The following is an 18394-nucleotide window of genomic DNA, read 5'->3' on the forward strand; positions in this document are numbered from 1 at the left end:
TTACCTTTCATGACACTTAGAATCTTCTCACACATCTTTAGATAATCTTTTTCACCCTTATATCACTATTTATCTCCAAAAAATCAAACCGAATATTTTTAATATTATTTCTATTTTTATTCTTTAAATGATATAATGAAAGCGAATACTTTTTCGGAGGAAATTATTATGAAATTCAAATTCACAAAAATTATCGGAGCAGCAGTGGTTCTTCTATCCCCGCTTGCTGCTACTGGTACGGTTTTAGCAGATACAAACTCTGCAACTACTTATGAAGGAGAAGCAATGACTCCTTTGAGTGGAAACTTGTTAGTTAACTATAAAAAGGGATATGGAATCCGTGTATACAGCAAGCCTGGCATTGATTTCTCAACTGACAGATTCTTACCTAGTGGCAGCACTTGGAAGGTCTTTGGTAGTCAAAATGGTTATTATAATGTCGGTAAAGATCAATGGGTTGAACAATCGTACTCCGTTTTTCCAGTTGAAAATTTAGATACAATTGGCTATATAAATTATGGTCCTTATTACACAGTAAAAACTTATAACGCTCCTGGCATTGAAGATGATCATTTCGAATCGCATGGCACTGCTATTCATATTACCCATAAAGCTGTGGTCGGAGGAGAAACGTGGTATAAATTTAATAAAGTAAAGAATTTAGACTATTGGTGGAATGATGTTTCTAGTTATCATGGTAATGATGGAGTATGGATCAAGAGCGAGTACGTTTCTTTTAATCCCGTCTACACTCCAGTAGGGGGTTCCTACTTACAAATCCAATACATTAAAGGATACGGTGTTCGGGTCTTCCAAACTCCAGATGGCAGCAAGCCAACCAATCAATATTTGAAAGACGGTACTTATTGGAAAGTATTTGGATATCAAAATGGTTATTATCATGTTGGAAATAATCAATGGGTCCAAACACCTTATGCTGCTTTATATGACTACAATCACAACTAAAGGACTAAAATCTAAGCATCAATTTTGAAGAAAGTTGAATGCTTTTTTTATTTCTCAAAAAATGAAAATTTTCAAGATTTTCCCTTTGAAAATAGGCTCTAAAATAGTATTCTAGAAGTATAAATGAAAATTAGGGAGGGAATTTTGGAAAATAATCAATCAGTATTTAAAACAGCAATTTTAGGCTTGCAGCATTTGTTAGCGATGTATTCAGGTGATATCTTGGTGCCAATCCTAATTGGTGGCGCCCTTGGGTTTAATACGCAACAAATGACTTATCTGATTTCTGCAGATATTTTTATGTGCGGAATTGCAACTTTACTTCAAATCAAGCGGACTCCGCTTACCGGGATTGGACTGCCGGTAGTTCTTGGTTGTGCTGTGGAATACGTTGCTCCTTTACAACAAATTGGCAAAACTTTGGGTCCTGGCTACATGTACGGGGGAATTATTTCAGCTGGGATTTTTATTTTTTTAATTTCAGGCATTTTCGCTAAATTACGGAGATTTTTCCCACCATTAGTAACGGGATCTCTAATCACGTTAGTCGGATTCACGTTAATCCCCGTTGCTTTTCAAAATATTGGCGGTGGAGATAGCAGCGCTAAGAATTTCGGTGCACCTATTAATTTGCTTTTAGGACTGATTACCGCCGTAGTTATTATCTGCATCAATATTTGGGGACGAGGATTTGTCCAACAAATTTCAGTTTTAATTGGGATTGTGATTGGCAGCTTAATTGCGATTTGTCTCGGAGAAGTTGGATTTGGCGCCGTGAGTTCTGCTCATTGGTTTCAAATCCCTCAGCTGTTCTACTTTTCAACTCCCAAATTTGAGTGGTCTTCTATTGCCACAATGATCTTAGCTGCCCTAACTTGTATGATTGAATCCACTGGTGTTTATTTTGCTTTAAGCGAGGTCGTTGGTCAGGAACTTACTGAGCGAGATTTAGCTGACGGATATCGTTCAGAAGGGCTTGCAGCGATTCTGGGAGGATTGTTTAACACTTTTCCCTACTCAACATTCTCACAAAACGTTGGAATCGTTCAATTGTCAGGAATCAAAACCCTTAAACCGGTCTATTATTCTTCATTCTTTCTAATTATTCTCGGAATGATTCCTAAAGTCGGAGCAATTGCTAATCTGATTCCGACGTCTGTTCTTGGCGGTGCAATGTTGGTAATGTTTGGAATGGTCGGATCCCAAGGAATCAAAATTCTTTCGCAGGTGGAAATGAACACCAAAAACCTGCTTGTAATTGCTATTTCTGTCGGTCTTGGTCTTGGAGTTACTACTCAGCCGCAACTATTTCATTTCTTGCCTGCTACGATGCAGACAATCTTAAGTAACGGAATGGTGATCGGAAGTTTAACTGCTGTTATAATGAATTTATTGTTAAATGGCACTAAAAAAGAAGGCGAAATTTAATGGGATTTAAAAAACAGGACCTCGATGACTTTTTGAAGAAAAATGATTTATTAGATGATGACACGCATTCAATTTGTGTAACCACTCGCCGTGGAATTTTTTCTTCCGTAAATGATTATTACTTTATTTCATTTAACCGGCAGGGGCTTGCTATCATTCCTTTGACCGCAATGGGAAAATTTGTTGGAAATATTTTCTTCTCTGAAAACGATCAAATAGAAGAAGCATTTTTAAAGAAAGCTATTTGGGGTTACAAGTTCATTATTAAGCCCAAAGGAGATAAAAAGGGATCCAAATTCACCGTCCGATCAATCATGGTTGGTTATCACGAACAAAAAGCTGAGTTAGCCGAATTCATCAAGAAATACGGTTAATCTCAGCTTTTTTATTATCGTTCTTACCATTCCTCATTTCCCTTTGCTTCACCTAGGTCAATCAAATTGGTGTGAAAAGGTTCTTCGTGATAATCTTCGAAGAGTTCTTCGATAGTTAAATCTTGTTCAATGGGATCCATTTATTCTACCTTCTTCATCTCTATTTTGGTGTTCATGTTCGACCTAGCAACAACTCACTTTGCCAGCTAAAACTTGGTAAGGAATCGCTATTGTCTAGCGCAGCCCTGAAATCTCGCGATTTAAATCAACGTTTTTAAGAATTGCAACTTGAGCTGAATCGGGATATGTTATTTTAAATCGCGTTCCACTTTTTGTTTAAAAACGTCATAAGTCAAATTTTTAGTCCGAAGCATCTCAAAAAAACTCTTATGTTCATCAAGTGCCTTACGAGGATAGTCACCCCTGACATTTCTCTTTTCTACTTTCAGCAATTTTCCCATCAAGCCACGGTCATCAATTTCATATTCTTCTTCGTAGGATTGATGAAACACATCGCCTTGTTCGGCTGGTCCATCAATATAGAAAAAATTAACGGTGTGTTTTGTAAAATTAAAATCAAAACCACATGAAAAACCATCATCGCCACCAGGTCCTCCAAAAACAATCTCATGAGGAACCATTTTATTACCTTTTCTTCTTCCGTAAGCATGAACTCGATAATCATTGATAAATCCTCTTTCATAATATATGACGCAGTCTTTTCCACTACCGGCAACTCTTTCAATTTTCAATCTTCGATCAACGTCATAATTCTTAGCCTTCATTAGGAACTGTTGGCTTAAAAACATCGCAGAGATCACTAACAATAAAGGAAAAAATTCTAATTTGATGTTAAACCTTTTAAAAATATTCAACTAATTCCTCCAATTCAGGCTTATCAACCATCTTCGACAAAGCTAAAGCCAACTTTTTAGTTTTTGCCGACTAAAACTTGGCAGAGAATCCGTAATTGTATGCTCAAAGGCACCAAAAAGGAAAAAATGATTATCCAGTAAATCCATCACTTCACCTAATTTGTTCAGTCGAAGTTCTGAAACATCGCTATTTAGATCAAGGTTTTTGAGGATTTCAACTTGATCTGAAAAATCAGCAAAGTCTTGCTGAAGCGGTTTTAAAATATCCTCCGGTAATGAATGACGTTCTTCCCACTTACCAAAATGTAATTTCAGATCCGTAAGATCAAATTTTTCCTGTTCAAAAAAAGGATCCCAAAGAAGATCCTATCAAGATTTAAACTTCACTAAAGTCAATATCTAAATCATCAGCATGCGCTTTTGCTTCTTCTGCTAAATACTGACGATCTAACATTTTGATAAATGGATAGTAAATGAAAATTCCTAAAATAATTTCAAAAATCTGCAGCACTGGACCTTTCCAACTTCCGGTAGTAAGCCAACCAGAAATAATCGGCGGTGTCGTCCAAGTTAGTTGAATCCCATTAGTAAAGGGAAGCAAGTGCCAAGAAAATGCCAACCCAGAGATTAACGTATTAATCGTTGGAGTCAAGATAAAGGGAATTGCAATAATCGGATTCAAAACAACCGGCAAACCAAAGATAAGTGGTTCATTGATCCCAAAAATTCCTGGCATGATAGCAAGTTTTGCCAATTCCCGGATCCGTTTCGATTTACAAACAACAAACATCACGATAAGAAGCGATAAAGTGCTCCCTCCTCCGCCGTAAGTAGTGAACATGTCAATAAAAGGCTGAGTATAAATATGAGGCAGTGGTTGATGATGATTCCAAGCACTTAGATTGTCCTGGGTCAAAACGAAGAAAATTGGAGACCATACCGAGTTTGTGATCGTTGGACCATTAATCCCAATACACCAAAGTAAACTAGCAAGGAAATTATAAAGTAAAACTGAGGGCAGACTGTTCCCTACATGTTTTAAAGGGGCCTGCAAGATCGTATAAATAAAATTATAAGCCGTTTGAAAACTAGTAACGCTAAATATTATCCGAACCAAGAAGAATACGATAATGACTAAAGCACTTGGTAACAGTGCATCAAATGATTGAGTGACCGCTGGTGGAACCCCATCAGGCATTTTGATTGTCCAATGCCGTTTAACCGCAAAGCGATAAATTTCAACACTAAAAATTGCAATTAAAATCCCAAGGAAAACACCGTTAGCGCCCACAAATTCTGTTTTAACAGCTGAAACTGTCGTTTTGCCGACGTTAAATGAGGTCGGGGTTAAGATCAAAAATGCGACCAAAGCAACCGCAGCAATATGAATCGGCTCTAAATCCCGATTTTTTGCATAACAATAGGCAATCCCCAAACAAGATAAGAGTCCAGTAAAACTAAATACCGAATTGTATACTGCACTGAACCACATGTCCCAATTTTTACCAAAAATTCCTTCCCAGAAAGGGTTCCAACCTTTTACTGGAAAATTTCCCAACAAAAGGAAAAATGAAGTGACCATAATTAAAGGCATCACAATCATAAAACCATCTCTTAAGGAACGCAAAACAACATTATTCCCGAGCTTAACCGCCATCGGCATTAGAACTTTTTCAATTTTCTTTTGCATATACTAAAAATCCCCTTAATAACAATACTTAGCCTTAAAATCAGCTACATCATGATTTTGAACAACCGTGTCGCACCCCAAAGCAACGTGCTCGATCGAATCTGATAATCCCGTTCCACCCTTAGGAGGCATCTTCACAATAACTAAGTTATCATGGTACTTTTCAATCAGTTCTTCATTCTTCTCTTTAGCGCAAGCAACAAGCGCTGGAATTTTTGTTTGTGATTGAATATAATCAGCTATTTCACAAGCCATTTGAGAAAAATCTGGATAATCATAAGCTGGTCCCAAAATTACTACATCAGCTTCCATCTTTTCTGCCATCTTAGCAAACTTTCTTTGAACTAAATCACGATTTGCCTGATAATAATCGGTTCCACAATAAAAAGTACCAATGATTTCTCCTTGATAATTTTTGAGGGCTTTTTCAACATTATCGGCACTCCCCATTGGCATTTTCTTGCCGCCTAGAGGAGTATCTGCGTGCTCTTTGCCGCCCAAACCTGCTTGAATTTGGTCTAAAATAATAATAACTTTCAACTTTCTCTCCTTTAAATTGGTTCTTTGATCCGTTTTTCGTAAGCATCAAGCCATTCTTTTGTAATCGGCTCAATTCTAGTAGTCTGATTAGCATCTGGATAGGCAATCATAATTTTTGGTGCCTGTTGATCGGTCGCCACGCAGAAAGTAAATTCAACATTAGTAGCGATCCCCCATTCGCCTTGATTATTTAAGGCAACGAGTGAAAATTCACCAGCTTTACCGTAACGTTTTTTTAATTTTTCGATAAACGGATAAACTGCTTCATCGCATGCAGCTTGAGGACTTTGCCCATCAGCCATCCGGCGTACAATTTCATAAGACATGCAGCCTTTCATAATATCCTCACCTAAGCCTGTCGCAGCAGCGCCGCCGATCTCACTGTCAACATAAAAACCTGAGCCTGAGAGAGGAGAATCGCCAACGCGTCCGGATTTCTTCATAAAAAGACCGGAGGTAGAAGTTGCTGCTGCCATTGATCCCTTATTTGATAAGGTTATCGCCCCAACTGTGTCATGACCGTTATACGGATTCAAATTATTTTCTTGGGTTTCACGCAGGCGTTTCTGCCAACGTGCCTTCGCTCGATCTGTCAGCATATTTGTCATTTCAAAGCCATGCAATGAAGCATATTTAGTCGCCCCCGCCCCAACTCGAAAACTATTATAGTGCTCACTGCTTAAAGATCGGGCGACTGAGACTGCGTGCATTACGTTTTGGATTCCCGCAACCGAACCTTGAGCTAACGTATCGCCGTCCATAAACGCTGCATCCATTTCGACAACACCTTCTTCATTCGGCAAGCCTCCATATCCCACCGATTTATAGTAAGGATACGCCTCAACCTCATTGATTAATTTCTCCACGGCATCTCCCGCAGAACCATCTGCTGCTAAAATTTCACTAGCTTTCTGCATTCCTTCGTATGCCATCCGCCAAGTCGCAATTGTTGCCCAAGTCATCTATTCTCCTCCTTCGATCGCTAATTTAAAAATCGCATTTAAATAAATTGTTAAATTAAGCATTAAATCATCAATCTTCATCCATTCATCTTCCTTGTGTGCAATTCCTTTTTGCCCCGGAAACGAGGGTCCAAACGCCACAATATTAGGCATCGAACGGGCATAAGTGGCACCAGTGGTCGTCACTGGCGTTCCATCAAGCTTTGTCAAATCTTCATAGACCTGAGATAAAATTTGAATTTCTGGACTATTTGGATCATGCATAACCGAAGGCATACTCCGAATTATCTTGATTTGACTCCCCGAAAATACTGCCTTCTTTAGTTGTTCGGTCACTTGTGATTCCGTATAAGTCACTGGATAACGCATCGCTATTTTTAAAGTCCAACCAGCGTCACTTTTTTGTAGAAAATACGGAGTCACAATCAAGCGACCACTTGCAGGATCACTAAATTCAAGCCCCAAACCTTCACCATAATGTTTATCTCTAAGTGCTTGATCTAACCACGTAAAATAATCTTTTAGCTCTCCATGAACTAAATCCTGCGCTAAGATTTGTTGTGTTAAAACAGTGATCGCATTAACTCCTAACTCAGGTGCATTCGTTGGTGATCTCTTGCCTTTAGCAACATAACTCTCTTGATTGATCATTATTTTCAGTTCATCAGGAACGTGATCAGGTGCTTGATCGCCAGTTATCTCACTGACTTGATCTTCATTAATTGGCGTGAAAATTTCGTAATTAACAATTCCTCGTTCTCCGTAGACAACCGGGAATTTACAATCAGGAGTGAAACCAAACTGCGGAGCCTTTTCTTTTGCAAGATAAAGTGGAATATCATTACTTCCGCTTTCTTCATCAGATCCGAAAATGATCCGAATTGTTTTTTTAGGCAGATAACCCTGATCTTTCAAAATTTTTAAGGCATAAAGGCATGCAATACTGGGACCTTTATTATCTAAAATTCCTCGTGCGTAAAGATAATCTCCCCTTTGTCTTAAGGTAAAAGGATCACTTGTCCAGTTATCTCCTGCTCCCACGACATCCAAGTGCCCGACAATTCCGAAATAATTGTCATTATCATCACCCCACTGAACGTAAGCCATTGCATCATTAACAACCTCATATTTAAAATCATATTGTCTTGCTAATTGAACAACTTCTGATAATACTTGACGAGGACCAAGTCCAAACGGCGCATGAGATTTTGCCTCAGATCGAACACTAGGAATTGCAATTATTTTCGCTAAATCCGCCAGAAACTTCGGCTGTTCCTCCATAATCAACTTTGATGTAATCAATTTAATTTCTTCTTTCTAATAAAAGATCAACTAAATTATACAACAAAAAAAGGCAAGTACTGCTTTTTGCCTTTATCGTTTTTACCATTCATTATCTAATTGGACTGAGGACTTAGAAGCCAAGTCGTTATAAAAAGCAGCATAAGTACCGTTCTTGTATGGTGTCAACCAAAATGAACCAATCCCGAGAGTCATCATATTGAGAAGATCCCAACCAAGAAAACTAAGCTGAAGGACAAACAAGCGCCACTTATGACCAACCATTAAGGAACGGCTCTTCGTGATACAATCAAAATAGCTCACGTCGCCATTGGCATTTATCTCAGTTATATCTTTAAAAATAAAGAGTGCTTGCGAATAAGCCAAAGCTTTTACGATCCCTGGAATAATAAACAATAACATCCACAAAGATGTAAAAATTTGAGTTAAGATTTGAATCACCAGCACGCCTAGAAAATATTTTTTACTAAAGACCGAAAAAGCACTTTTTAGAAATTCACGTGGTGCTTCTTTTGTTCTAAGCCAATCGACTGTTTTATACAAAATCCCAGTATTAATTAATGCTGTCAAAAATCCCCATAAGATGCCTCCTGAATAAGTTCCAAACCCGCCGTTAGAAACTATGTCTGAATTGGTTTTATTATAGTTCCATAAACCGGCAAATAAAAAAATAAAGATAAAACCAAACACAGCAATAAAAGCTACTGCGGCAATATTTAAAAAAATTGGAACTAAATTCAACTTAACTGCAGTCGACCATTTACCGTGGTATAAATCTTTTACTTCTCGTTTCAATTCTCCACGAGTTTTATAAGTTTCCATTAAATCCTCCAAATTATACTCAAAAATCTTATAAATTATAACATAGATATAAGGAGAAAAAAATTGATTGACAAATATATTATGGCAATTGACGAAGGCACGACCAGCACTCGCACCATTATCTTTAACCGAACTTGTTCCAGAATTAGTGAAGCTCAAAGAGAATTTACCCAATATTTTCCGCATCCGGGTTGGGTTGAGCATGATGCTAATGAAATTTGGAATGCTGTGTCGTCAACGATCGCCGATTGTTTTATTCAAAACAATATTAAACCAGAACAAATTGCCGGGATTGGGATTACTAATCAGCGTGAAACTACTATTATTTGGGATGCGTCCACTGGCTTACCGATTTACAACGCGATTGTTTGGCAATCACGTCAAACTGAAGAAATTGTACAAAAATTAAAGCAAAAAGAAATCGCCGAAGATATTCCTCAAAAAACTGGTCTTTTAATCGACTCTTATTTCTCCGCTACTAAAATTCGCTGGATTTTAGATCACGTCAAAGGAGCTCAACAACGAGCTGAAAAAGGCGAATTGCTATTTGGAACGATTAATACTTGGTTAATTTGGAAAATGACTGGCGGCAAGGTCCACGTCACCGACTACACTAACGCCAGTCGGACGATGCTATTTAATATTCATGATCTAACTTGGGATAAAGATATCCTGCAAGTTCTAAAGATTCCTAAAAAGATGCTACCAGAAGTTAAATCAAATTCCGAGATCTATGGCTATACTGCAAGTTATAATTTCTTCGGCAGCAACGTTCCGATTTCTGGCATGGCAGGAGACCAGCAAGCCTCGTCGTTCGGTCAAATGTCTTTTGAGCCTGGAACGGTCAAAAACACTTATGGCACTGGCTCTTTTGTCATGATGAACACTGGTAAAGAAATTAAATTATCGCAAAATAATCTACTAACTACTATTGCCTATGGGATTAATGACGAAGTTTATTACGCTCTTGAAGGAAGCATTTATGTCGCTGGTTCGGCAATTCAGTGGCTACGTGACCAAATGCAGTTGCTTAGTTCTTCTGAAGATTCTTATCAAGCAGCAATTGAATCAACTAATGAAGATGAAGTTTATGTAGTCCCCGCATTTACTGGACTTGGTGCTCCTTATTGGGACGCCGACGCCAGAGGAGCAATTTTCGGAATCACGCGGGGTACAAGTCGCAATGACTTCATCAAAGCCACTTTACAATCGATTGCTTACCAGACCAGAGATGTGATCGACACCATGCACTCAGATACTGACGTCAAAATCAATTTACTGAATGTTGATGGTGGCGCAGCAAAGAATGACTATTTGATGCAATTTCAAGCTGATATTCTTAACATTCCCATCAAAAGAGCCCATAATTTGGAAACAACTGCCCTCGGCGCTGCTTTTCTAGCTGGACTCGCCGTTGGCTACTGGCGAGATCTTAACGAATTAATCGAATATAGTAAAGGCGAAATTTTTTATCCAAAAATGAATCCAGAAAAAAGACAAAAATTATATCTTGGCTGGCAAAAGGCTGTTACTGCTACCAGAATATTTAAAAATCCCGATTTTTAGCTCTAGTTAATTTTTCGTTTTGGATTAAGGATTCCGAGTGGATCAAAAATATTTTTAATTTCATGTTGAATTTGGTCCACATCGCTGCCTAACTCTTCGACTGTCCATTGATTCTTAGACATTCCTACTGCGTGCTCGCCAGAAATTGTTCCACCTAGGCTCAAAGTTTTTCTAAAAAGTAATCTGATTGCCTCAATTACTTCTTCCGGTGCATCTGGCTGATTATTCCACAAAAGAGTCGGATGTAAATTCCCATCTCCTGCATGTCCAGCAGTGTATATGTCAACATTTTGTTTCTTTGCAACTTGTCCAATATAGTCAACCATCTCAGCCAACTTGGATAAAGGAACCGCCATATCCTCCATTATATAATATTTGGATTGAGCAAAAACGGCTACCAACATATCCTGTCGCATTTTGATCAACTTCTTGGCTTTTTCATGATCAGTGGTGATGTCAATTCCCCAAGCACCACTCTCTTTTAAAATTTTCTCGCTAACTTTTGGTTCCTCCTCAGATGCATCATCAAATCCAAAAATTAACATTGAAGAATCAGCTGATTTGGAATAATGGGTTTTCTCATACTGATCAAGAGCTACAACAGTTTTTCCATCAAGCGCTTCTAACATTGAGAAATTAAGACCAGAAAGACGTAATTTATTAACTCCTTTGGCTAAAGCTGTCATATTTTCAAAGAAGGCGATTCCAGTAACTGATTGACCTTGAGGTAGTGGTCTTAATCTAACAGTAATCTCTGTTACGATTCCTAAAGTGCCTTCAGAACCAATAAACAGTTGCGTTAAATCATAACCAAAAGCCTGCTTTAACGTTCGACCTCCAAGTTTTAACTCTCTTCCATCTGCAAGCATCACTTTTAAACCCAAAACGTTATCTTTAGTCGCACCGTATTTCAAGCAACTCATACCACCAGCGTTGGTCGAAACATTTCCGCCAATCGATGAAATCGGCTTAGAAGCGGGATCGGGAGCATAAAACATTCCTTTCTTGCGTGCTGCCCGATCTAGATCTTGGTTGATCACACCCGGTTCAACGACTGCTAAAGCGTCGTCAACGCTCAGCTCCTTTATTCGATTTAATCTTTTGAGTGACAAAATAATCGAACCGTTAATCCCATCGGCACCAATCACTGTGCTGGTGTCTGCTGTTTGAGGTACTACCGGCAAATGATACTTTCGGGCAGTTTTTAACGTGCCTCTAATATCTTCAATATCTCCAACCTCAACGTAAGCGAAAATTTTCCCCTGAATTGAATCTTCAGCCTTTCCATTTGCGCTATGTTTGAGTGCTTCTTCATCATCGACGTGTATATTTGCGTGCGGTGTCTGTTTCTTTAAAAAATCCATCATTTCTTGATGTGTTTCAGCTGTAAAAATTGCCATTAAACCCGCTTCCTTTCTCTGGGTTTATTGTAACACTTTTCAATAGATTATTAAATTTTCAAGCTGTCCGTTTTAAGATTAGCGGTGCAATGATGGTTGTGACAATAATAGCACCCACGATCGCCGAATAACTATCAATTGAAAAAAGATGATTTTTTAGACCTAATTTAGCAATAATTAACGCCATTTCTCCACGAGAAACCATGCCTGCGCCTACCATGAGCGCGCTCGACCAATTAAACCCAGCAATTTTTGCGCCAAGACCTGCTCCTAATAACTTCGAAAAAATTCCTCCGAGAGTTAAAGCGATAAAGAGACCAAAATTTGCAAATAATTCTTTGATATTCATTTTTAAACCAATGCTTGCAAAGAAAATCGGAATGAAAATTAGCTCACCACTAAAATTAATTGGTTCAAAAATTGCTTTTTTGTATTTAGTTTGTCCGATTGCGAGTCCTGCGAAAAAAGAGCCGATAACAGCGCTTAATCCACTTATTTCTGCTAAATAAGACATCCCGAAGCAAATAATTAGCGCCATTAAAGATTTAGCGTTTGGCATCGGAAGTTTGGCACTAAAATCTATTACTAAAGGAACGATCAACCAGCTGACAGCAAGAATTAAAGTCAGACCCCCCACTTGTTTTAACAAAGTAATTCGAAAAGGCTGACCTCCAAAGTTACTAATAAAACTTAACGTGATTACAGCTAACACATCATCGACCACAGCGGCGCCCAAAATTGTCGCTCCTTCTTTACTTTGAAGTTTGTTGAGCTCTTTTAAAACTTCGACTGAAATAGATACGGAAGTAGCTGCAAAAGTGACTCCTAAAAAAATACTTGCAGGTTTACTAAAACCGAAGACTAAGCCAGTTACCCCCGCTACAATGATCGGAATCACCAAACCTATTACCGCAACTAAAACGCTAGGTTTTAAGACTTTTTTAAGACTGGATAACTTACTTTCAAGTCCCGCAAGGAACATCAAAATTACGACCCCGAGTTCAGAACACACTTCAAGAAAATCGTTTGTGCTAACGAGATTTAAAAATGCTGGACCGATAATAAGCCCCGCAAGTAATTCTCCTAATACTAGTGGCAAATTAAGCTTGGCACTGATCGAACCGCAAATTAAGGCAAACATCAAAATTACCAAAAGCTGAGCAATAAAATTCATTTCAAACCTTTCTTGAATGCGAAAAAGCTTCCAAAAAACTCCTCGTTAACCCAAAACAGAGGAAAATTTCTTGAAAGCTTTTGCTCCAACCAATGATTATTATAAAAAAAGAACCCCAGTCCTGGGATTCAATAAGATGGGCGGCCAGGGGCTCGAACCCTGGACCCACGGATTAAGAGTCCGCTGCTCTACCAACTGAGCTAGCCGCCCATATCTAAGCCGTCAAACGACTTAAATATAATAGCACGTTAGACAAATTGATGCAAGACTTTATTTAGAAAAAATCTCCTTCGCGCTGTTTGATTTCATTTGTCTGCTCTTCAAACCCTGGTTTTCCTAATAAAGCGAACATATTTCGCTTATAATCTTCAACACCTGGTTGATTAAATGGATTAATTCCATTTAAGTAGCCGCTGATTCCAATTGCAATTTCAAAGAAATAAACTAATTGACCTAAGGTGAATTCATCTTGCTGATCAATATGAATTGTCATAACAGGAACTCCACCATCAGTATGGGCAATTACTACCCCACGATAGGCTTGTTCGTTAACGTAATTCATATTTTTTCCTTCAAGATACTTTAAGCCATCCAAATCTTCTTCTTCAACTGGAATTTCAACGTCATATTTTGGATGATCAACCATTACGACAGTCTCAAATAAGAAGCGTTGACCCTCTTGAATATACTGGCCGAGAGAATGCAAGTCAGTAGAGAAGTTAGCTGATGAAGGATAAATTCCTTTTTGATCTTTTCCTTCTGATTCACCTGCTAATTGTTTCCACCATTCGCCTAAATATTGAAGTGATGGTTCATAATTTTCAAGAATTTCAACATTGTAGCCTTTACGCATCAAAATATTACGTAAAGCAGCGTACTGATAAGCTTCATTTTGACTTAAATCAGGATTGCTATACGCTTCTCTTCCAGCAGCAAAACCTTCCATCAATTTATCAATGTCGCCACCAGCAACCGCGATCGGCAACAAACCAACTGCACTCATCACTGAATAACGTCCGCCAATTGCATCGGGTACAACGAATTCTTCGTATCCTTCAGCGTCAGCCTCAGTCTTAAGTGCACCTTTAGCTTTATCAGTTGTTGCATAAATTCTTTTTGCTGCTTCTTCTTTGCCGTATTTATCAACGAGCTTCTTTTTCAAAACTCGAAAAGCAATTGAAGGCTCAGTTGTTGTACCTGATTTTGAAATGACGTTAATTGAAAAACTCTTATCACCAATCAGATCAAGAATTTCCTGCAAATAAGTTCCACTGATCGAATTTCCCGCAAAAAGTACAATTGGACCTTCATGATCTTTTTGCCAATTACCATAGTTAAGGTTTAGAAAATCACACGCCATCCGGGCACCTAAATAAGAGCCACCAATTCCAATTGCTACGAAAACTTCGGAATCTTGGCGAATTTTAGCGGCGGCTTTTTTGATGCGATCAAATTCTTCGTGATCATATTCGACTGGCAAATCAACATAACCAATAAAATCTTTCCCGGCACCAGTTTTATGTCTTAATTCATCGTCACAGGCAGTTACCATTTTCTGAATTTCAGGCAGTTCATTTTCGTGAACAAATTTCGTCAAAGGCGAATAGTCAAATTTAATAGTTGTCATTGCTTTTTTCTCCGTTTTTTAGTTTACTTTTTTATTTTACCACGTTTATTACCAGGATTTGAAACTCAATGCGTAAAACCTTAAAATATAGAAGTTCAAAAATGAAAGGATTTTACAAATTATGGTTACATTTTCCGAAATATCTGGTTTTGCGTTCGATCTTGACGGCGTTATTACAGATACCGCAAAGTTCCACGCAATGGCTTGGCAGCAAGTAGCTGAACAAGTAGGCACCAAATGGACTTCTCAACTTGCCGATAATCTCAAAGGCATCGATCGAATGACTAGTCTTGAAATGATCTTAAAGGCTGGTGGACATGAAACAGAATATTCCGATACTGAAAAAGAACAGTTGGCTGATGAAAAAAATCACAATTATGTGAATTTAATCAAAACGCTCACGCCAGATGATATTTTACCTGGCATGCTCGATTTTATTCAAAGTCTGCACCAAAATCATTACAAATTGGCTCTCGCTTCGGTTTCTCGCAATGCTCCGGTAATTTTAGAACGCTTGGGTTTAACGGATTCTTTTGAAGGAATTGTAGATCCGGCGAGTTTAAAATTAGGCAAACCAGATCCTGAAATTTATATCCGAGCTGCCGAAGTAATGCACTTAGATCCTGATAAAGTTATCGGAGTAGAAGATGCAGCTGCTGGAGTTACTTCAATTAATAAGGCTGGCGAAACATCTTTGGGAATCGGCGATGCAAAAATTTTGCACGAAGCAAATCTAATTTTTGCGAATACCAAGGAAGTTACCCTTCAAGCAATCAAAGAAAAAATGACTGCTAACTAAAAATCCTCCGAACAAGAGGATTTTTTTAACGATAAATTTTAATCAGAGCTTGCGTGCCTTCATCACCGAGTTCATCATCAACCATAATTTGATACAAATCACGCGCAGTTTTCGTCGCTGGCATCTCAAGTCCCAATTCTTCAGCCGACTCCAAAGCTATCCGCAAATCTTTTAAAAAATGCTTTGCGGAAAATCCTGGCTTAAAATCTCCCTTTAAAATTCTTGGACCGTAATTACTCATACTCCAGTTTTTGGCAGCACCTTGAGAAATCATCTCAATAATATCAGCTTGATTAAGACCGGATTTCTTAGCATATGAGAGCGATTGAACCATGCCTGTCATGGTCCCGGCAATCATAATTTGATTAGCCATCTTAGATTTTTGTCCTTGGCCTGAGTGGCCGAAAAGCCTCACCGAATTACCTAAAACTTCAAAAATTGGCAATGCTCGTTGGAAGTCTTCCTTTCGGCCTCCGACCATGATCGTAAGCGTTTCTTTTTGGGCTCCAACATCACCACCTGAAACTGGTGCATCCAGCGCTGACATTTTAAATTCTTGTGCTTTAGCAGCAATTTCTATTGCTAATTTAGGGGAACTAGTTGTCATATCAATGGCCAAAAGACCAGGATGCGCGCCTGCAAAAATCCCCGTGGGTCCAAAATAGACTTCTCTGACATCCTTTGGAAAACCAACAATTGTGATTATCAAATCTGATTTTAAAGCCGCAGTTTTTGGACTATCACACCATTTCGCACCATGGTCAATCACTTCTTGCGCATGAGCTTTGGTCCGGTTATAGACATTGACCTCATAACCCGCATTTAAAAGATTAATGACCATTTTCGACCCCATTACGCCTGTTCCAACAAAACCTATTTTCATCTTCGACGTCTTTTTTTCTTTTTTCTTTCAAATAACAAGTGATAAATCATCAATCCAATTACCATCCCAACCGAATTAAAAATCAAATCATCAACATCAGTTTGACCGGAATGTAAAAGAAACTGTGAGATTTCAATAAACAGTGACAAGCAAAATCCTGCAAAAAATGCCATTACTTTATGATGAGGCTTCTTCCTGATTGCGCAAAGCAAAAAACCGATCGGCATAAAAAGAACAATATTTCCCAAAAAATTGTAAATCAAAGCAACTTTTGTAATTCCATTGGTCATTTTAATAGTCTGAACAAAAGGAACCCAATTTACTTCCGATAATGGGCGATGAAAATCTAAAGTTATCTGCCAAGGCCAATAAACTTGTCGGAACACTGTAAAAAACAAGATAAAAATCAAGTAAAACATGAATAAATCAAATGTTAATTCACGTTTAATCGTAGTGCCCTTTTTGCGCCAAAAGAAATTAAATAAAGTCCGCAAAATTAAAAACATAAGGAAATAAACGATAGTTTTATCTAAAGCAATAAAACCCATTTTTACAATTCCAAAGTTAATATAACGATAGCCCCAATTCTGGTATAGATATCGATAAAGTGTTCCAAAAATATACATTGATCGACAATCTAACTCAGTTCTTCGGCAACAACTGCACTGAGTTCATTAATATATTTATTTACTAATTCATCAGTTGGCGCTTCAACCATAATCCGCAAAAGATTTTCCGTCCCACTTGGTCGAATCAAAACTCGCCCATCGGACGCAAGTTCTTCTTCTATTACTTTAATTTTGTCTTGAAGTTTACTTGATTTTTCCCAAGAATTCTTATCTTTCACCTTGATATTAACTAATTTCTGCGGAAAAGTTCGAACTGGTGCCGCCAACTCAGATAATGTTTTATTTTCACTAACCATAATATTTAACAGCATTACCATCGTTAAAAGTCCGTCACCTGTGTTGTGATAATTACTTAGAATAATGTGCCCGGACTGCTCTCCGCCGACCACAAAACCGTTCTTAAACATATTTTCGCTCACATAGCGATCTCCCACAGCCGTAACTTGATGATCAATACCAACATGATCCAATGCCTTAAATAAGCCAATATTACTCATGACCGTAGTGACAACAGTGTTGCCAGGAAGTTCATCGTGCGATTTCAAATAGCTAGCAATGATATACATAATCTTATCGCCGTCAACAATTTTGCCAAACTCATCTACAGCCAAACAGCGATCCCCGTCACCATCAATTGCAAAACCAACGTCAAAATGCTGCGTTGGCACAGCTTCCATTAACTTTTCAGGATGTGTTGAACCAACGCCTTTATTAATATTAAGTCCATCTGGATGATCGGCCATCACTTCATAACTCAAATTAAGCTTACTAAGAAGCGTCGGTGCTACCTGACTTCCAGCACCGTTTGCTGTATCTAAAATGATATTGAGTTTACTCTGATAATCAAGTGCATACCCTTGTAAAAACTCCACATAGCAATCTAAAGCTCCAGGAAGCGTTAAAACTTTGCCTAAACCTTTTGCACTTGGACGCGGCAGTGTATCTTCTTTTGCATCAATAAATTTCTCAATCTCTTCTTCCATTTGATCAGATAATTTATTACCATCACTACCAAAAAACTTTATTCCATTGTCTTCCGCAGGGTTATGTGAAGCTGAAACCATAATTCCAGCAGAAAGGTTAAATTTTTTGATCAAATAGGAAAGTGCTGGCGTAGTGATAACACCAATATTTTCTACATCAACTCCTACTGATAAGAGACCAGCAACTAAGGCTGAAACTAACATTTCTCCTGATGCTCTAGTATCACGCGCCACTACAACTTTTGCATATTCAGTGCTGCCCTTAGTTAAGACAAAGCCTCCACAACGGCCTAACTTAAAAGCCATCTCTGGTTTTAGCGTAATGTTAGCAACTCCTCTAACTCCATCGGTTCCAAAATATTTTGTCATATTAT

17 protein-coding genes and 1 tRNA gene are annotated in these 18394 nt (G+C 38.3%); 5 read left to right on the forward strand and 13 right to left on the reverse strand.

Annotation, left to right across the window (positions count from 1 at the left end):
* Positions 1 to 168: 168 nt before the first annotated feature.
* The 3 genes from R8495_RS05975 (at position 169) to R8495_RS05985 (ending at position 2768) form a co-directional block, all read left to right on the forward strand.
* The gene (locus R8495_RS05975) at positions 169 to 966 is read left to right on the forward strand and encodes an SLAP domain-containing protein (RefSeq protein WP_317634575.1); all 798 of its coding nucleotides are present in this window, start codon (positions 169 to 171) and stop codon (positions 964 to 966) included.
* A 123-nt stretch (positions 967 to 1089) separates the two neighbouring features.
* Positions 1090 to 2394, forward strand: coding sequence for a nucleobase:cation symporter-2 family protein (locus tag R8495_RS05980; protein WP_317634576.1), 1305 nt, complete (start codon positions 1090 to 1092; stop codon positions 2392 to 2394).
* On the forward strand, positions 2394 to 2768 hold the full coding sequence (locus R8495_RS05985; RefSeq protein ID WP_317634577.1) for a hypothetical protein: 375 nt from the start codon (positions 2394 to 2396) through the stop codon (positions 2766 to 2768). The genes R8495_RS05980 and R8495_RS05985 overlap by 1 nt, the downstream gene beginning before the upstream one ends.
* A 308-nt stretch (positions 2769 to 3076) precedes the next feature.
* Here the strand turns inward: R8495_RS05985 and R8495_RS05990 are convergent, their stop codons facing one another.
* The 6 genes from R8495_RS05990 to R8495_RS06015 all read right to left on the reverse strand — a co-directional run bounded on the left by R8495_RS05990 (position 3077) and on the right by R8495_RS06015 (position 8959).
* Entirely contained in the window at positions 3077 to 3643 is a 567-nt protein-coding gene (locus tag R8495_RS05990) for a hypothetical protein (RefSeq protein ID WP_317634578.1), read from the reverse strand.
* Between the two features lie 376 nt (positions 3644 to 4019).
* Positions 4020 to 5333 (reverse strand): PTS sugar transporter subunit IIC, encoded by a 1314-nt coding sequence (locus tag R8495_RS05995; RefSeq protein ID WP_317634579.1) that lies wholly within the window; start codon positions 5331 to 5333, stop codon positions 4020 to 4022.
* A gap of 15 nt (positions 5334 to 5348) precedes the next feature.
* Positions 5349 to 5873 (reverse strand): GrdB-related putative oxidoreductase, encoded by a 525-nt coding sequence (locus R8495_RS06000; RefSeq protein WP_317634580.1) that lies wholly within the window; start codon positions 5871 to 5873, stop codon positions 5349 to 5351.
* 11 nt (positions 5874 to 5884) lie between these two features.
* Complete coding sequence (locus R8495_RS06005; RefSeq protein WP_317634581.1) at positions 5885 to 6835, reverse strand: glycosylasparaginase; 951 nt, start codon at positions 6833 to 6835, stop codon at positions 5885 to 5887.
* Positions 6836 to 8116: a Sapep family Mn(2+)-dependent dipeptidase gene (locus R8495_RS06010; protein WP_317636598.1), complete on the reverse strand. Its 1281-nt coding sequence runs from the start codon at positions 8114 to 8116 to the stop codon at positions 6836 to 6838. It abuts the gene before it with no gap.
* A 102-nt stretch (positions 8117 to 8218) separates the two neighbouring features.
* Positions 8219 to 8959 (reverse strand): DUF975 family protein, encoded by a 741-nt coding sequence (locus R8495_RS06015; RefSeq protein WP_317634582.1) that lies wholly within the window; start codon positions 8957 to 8959, stop codon positions 8219 to 8221.
* A 63-nt stretch (positions 8960 to 9022) separates the two neighbouring features.
* Here R8495_RS06015 and glpK point away from each other — a divergent pair, with 63 nt between their 5' ends.
* Entirely contained in the window at positions 9023 to 10525 is a 1503-nt protein-coding gene (gene glpK, locus R8495_RS06020; protein ID WP_317634583.1) for a glycerol kinase GlpK, read from the forward strand.
* A gap of 2 nt (positions 10526 to 10527) precedes the next feature.
* Here the strand turns inward: glpK and R8495_RS06025 are convergent, their stop codons facing one another.
* From R8495_RS06025 to R8495_RS06040, 4 genes are all read right to left on the reverse strand, one after another.
* Positions 10528 to 11925, reverse strand: a complete 1398-nt coding sequence (locus R8495_RS06025; RefSeq protein ID WP_317634584.1) for an FAD-binding oxidoreductase — start codon at positions 11923 to 11925, stop codon at positions 10528 to 10530.
* A 58-nt stretch (positions 11926 to 11983) separates the two neighbouring features.
* Positions 11984 to 13099: a cation:proton antiporter gene (locus tag R8495_RS06030; protein ID WP_317634585.1), complete on the reverse strand. Its 1116-nt coding sequence runs from the start codon at positions 13097 to 13099 to the stop codon at positions 11984 to 11986.
* Between the two features lie 137 nt (positions 13100 to 13236).
* Positions 13237 to 13309: transfer RNA gene (locus tag R8495_RS06035), tRNA-Lys, on the reverse strand.
* A 64-nt stretch (positions 13310 to 13373) separates the two neighbouring features.
* Positions 13374 to 14726 (reverse strand): glucose-6-phosphate isomerase, encoded by a 1353-nt coding sequence (locus tag R8495_RS06040; protein WP_317634586.1) that lies wholly within the window; start codon positions 14724 to 14726, stop codon positions 13374 to 13376.
* A gap of 121 nt (positions 14727 to 14847) precedes the next feature.
* Here R8495_RS06040 and pgmB point away from each other — a divergent pair, with 121 nt between their 5' ends.
* Positions 14848 to 15525 (forward strand): beta-phosphoglucomutase, encoded by a 678-nt coding sequence (gene pgmB, locus R8495_RS06045; RefSeq protein WP_317634587.1) that lies wholly within the window; start codon positions 14848 to 14850, stop codon positions 15523 to 15525.
* Positions 15526 to 15550: 25 nt separating this feature from the next.
* On the opposite strand, the gene R8495_RS06050 is transcribed toward pgmB, so the two are convergent.
* Genes R8495_RS06050 through glmM form a run of 3 tightly spaced genes read right to left on the reverse strand, consistent with a single transcriptional unit; the run spans position 15551 to position 18389 of the window.
* Positions 15551 to 16408, reverse strand: a complete 858-nt coding sequence (locus tag R8495_RS06050) for an NAD(P)-dependent oxidoreductase (protein ID WP_317634588.1) — start codon at positions 16406 to 16408, stop codon at positions 15551 to 15553.
* Positions 16405 to 17034, reverse strand: a complete 630-nt coding sequence (locus R8495_RS06055; protein ID WP_317634589.1) for a VanZ family protein — start codon at positions 17032 to 17034, stop codon at positions 16405 to 16407. The genes R8495_RS06050 and R8495_RS06055 overlap by 4 nt, the downstream gene beginning before the upstream one ends.
* A gap of 11 nt (positions 17035 to 17045) precedes the next feature.
* A complete protein-coding gene (gene glmM, locus R8495_RS06060) occupies positions 17046 to 18389 on the reverse strand; it encodes a phosphoglucosamine mutase (RefSeq protein ID WP_317634590.1) in 1344 nt (447 codons plus the stop codon).
* Positions 18390 to 18394: the final 5 nt, after the last annotated feature.

It is taken from the genome of Xylocopilactobacillus apicola (assembly GCF_033095985.1).
GTDB lineage: Bacteria > Bacillota > Bacilli > Lactobacillales > Lactobacillaceae > Xylocopilactobacillus > Xylocopilactobacillus apicola.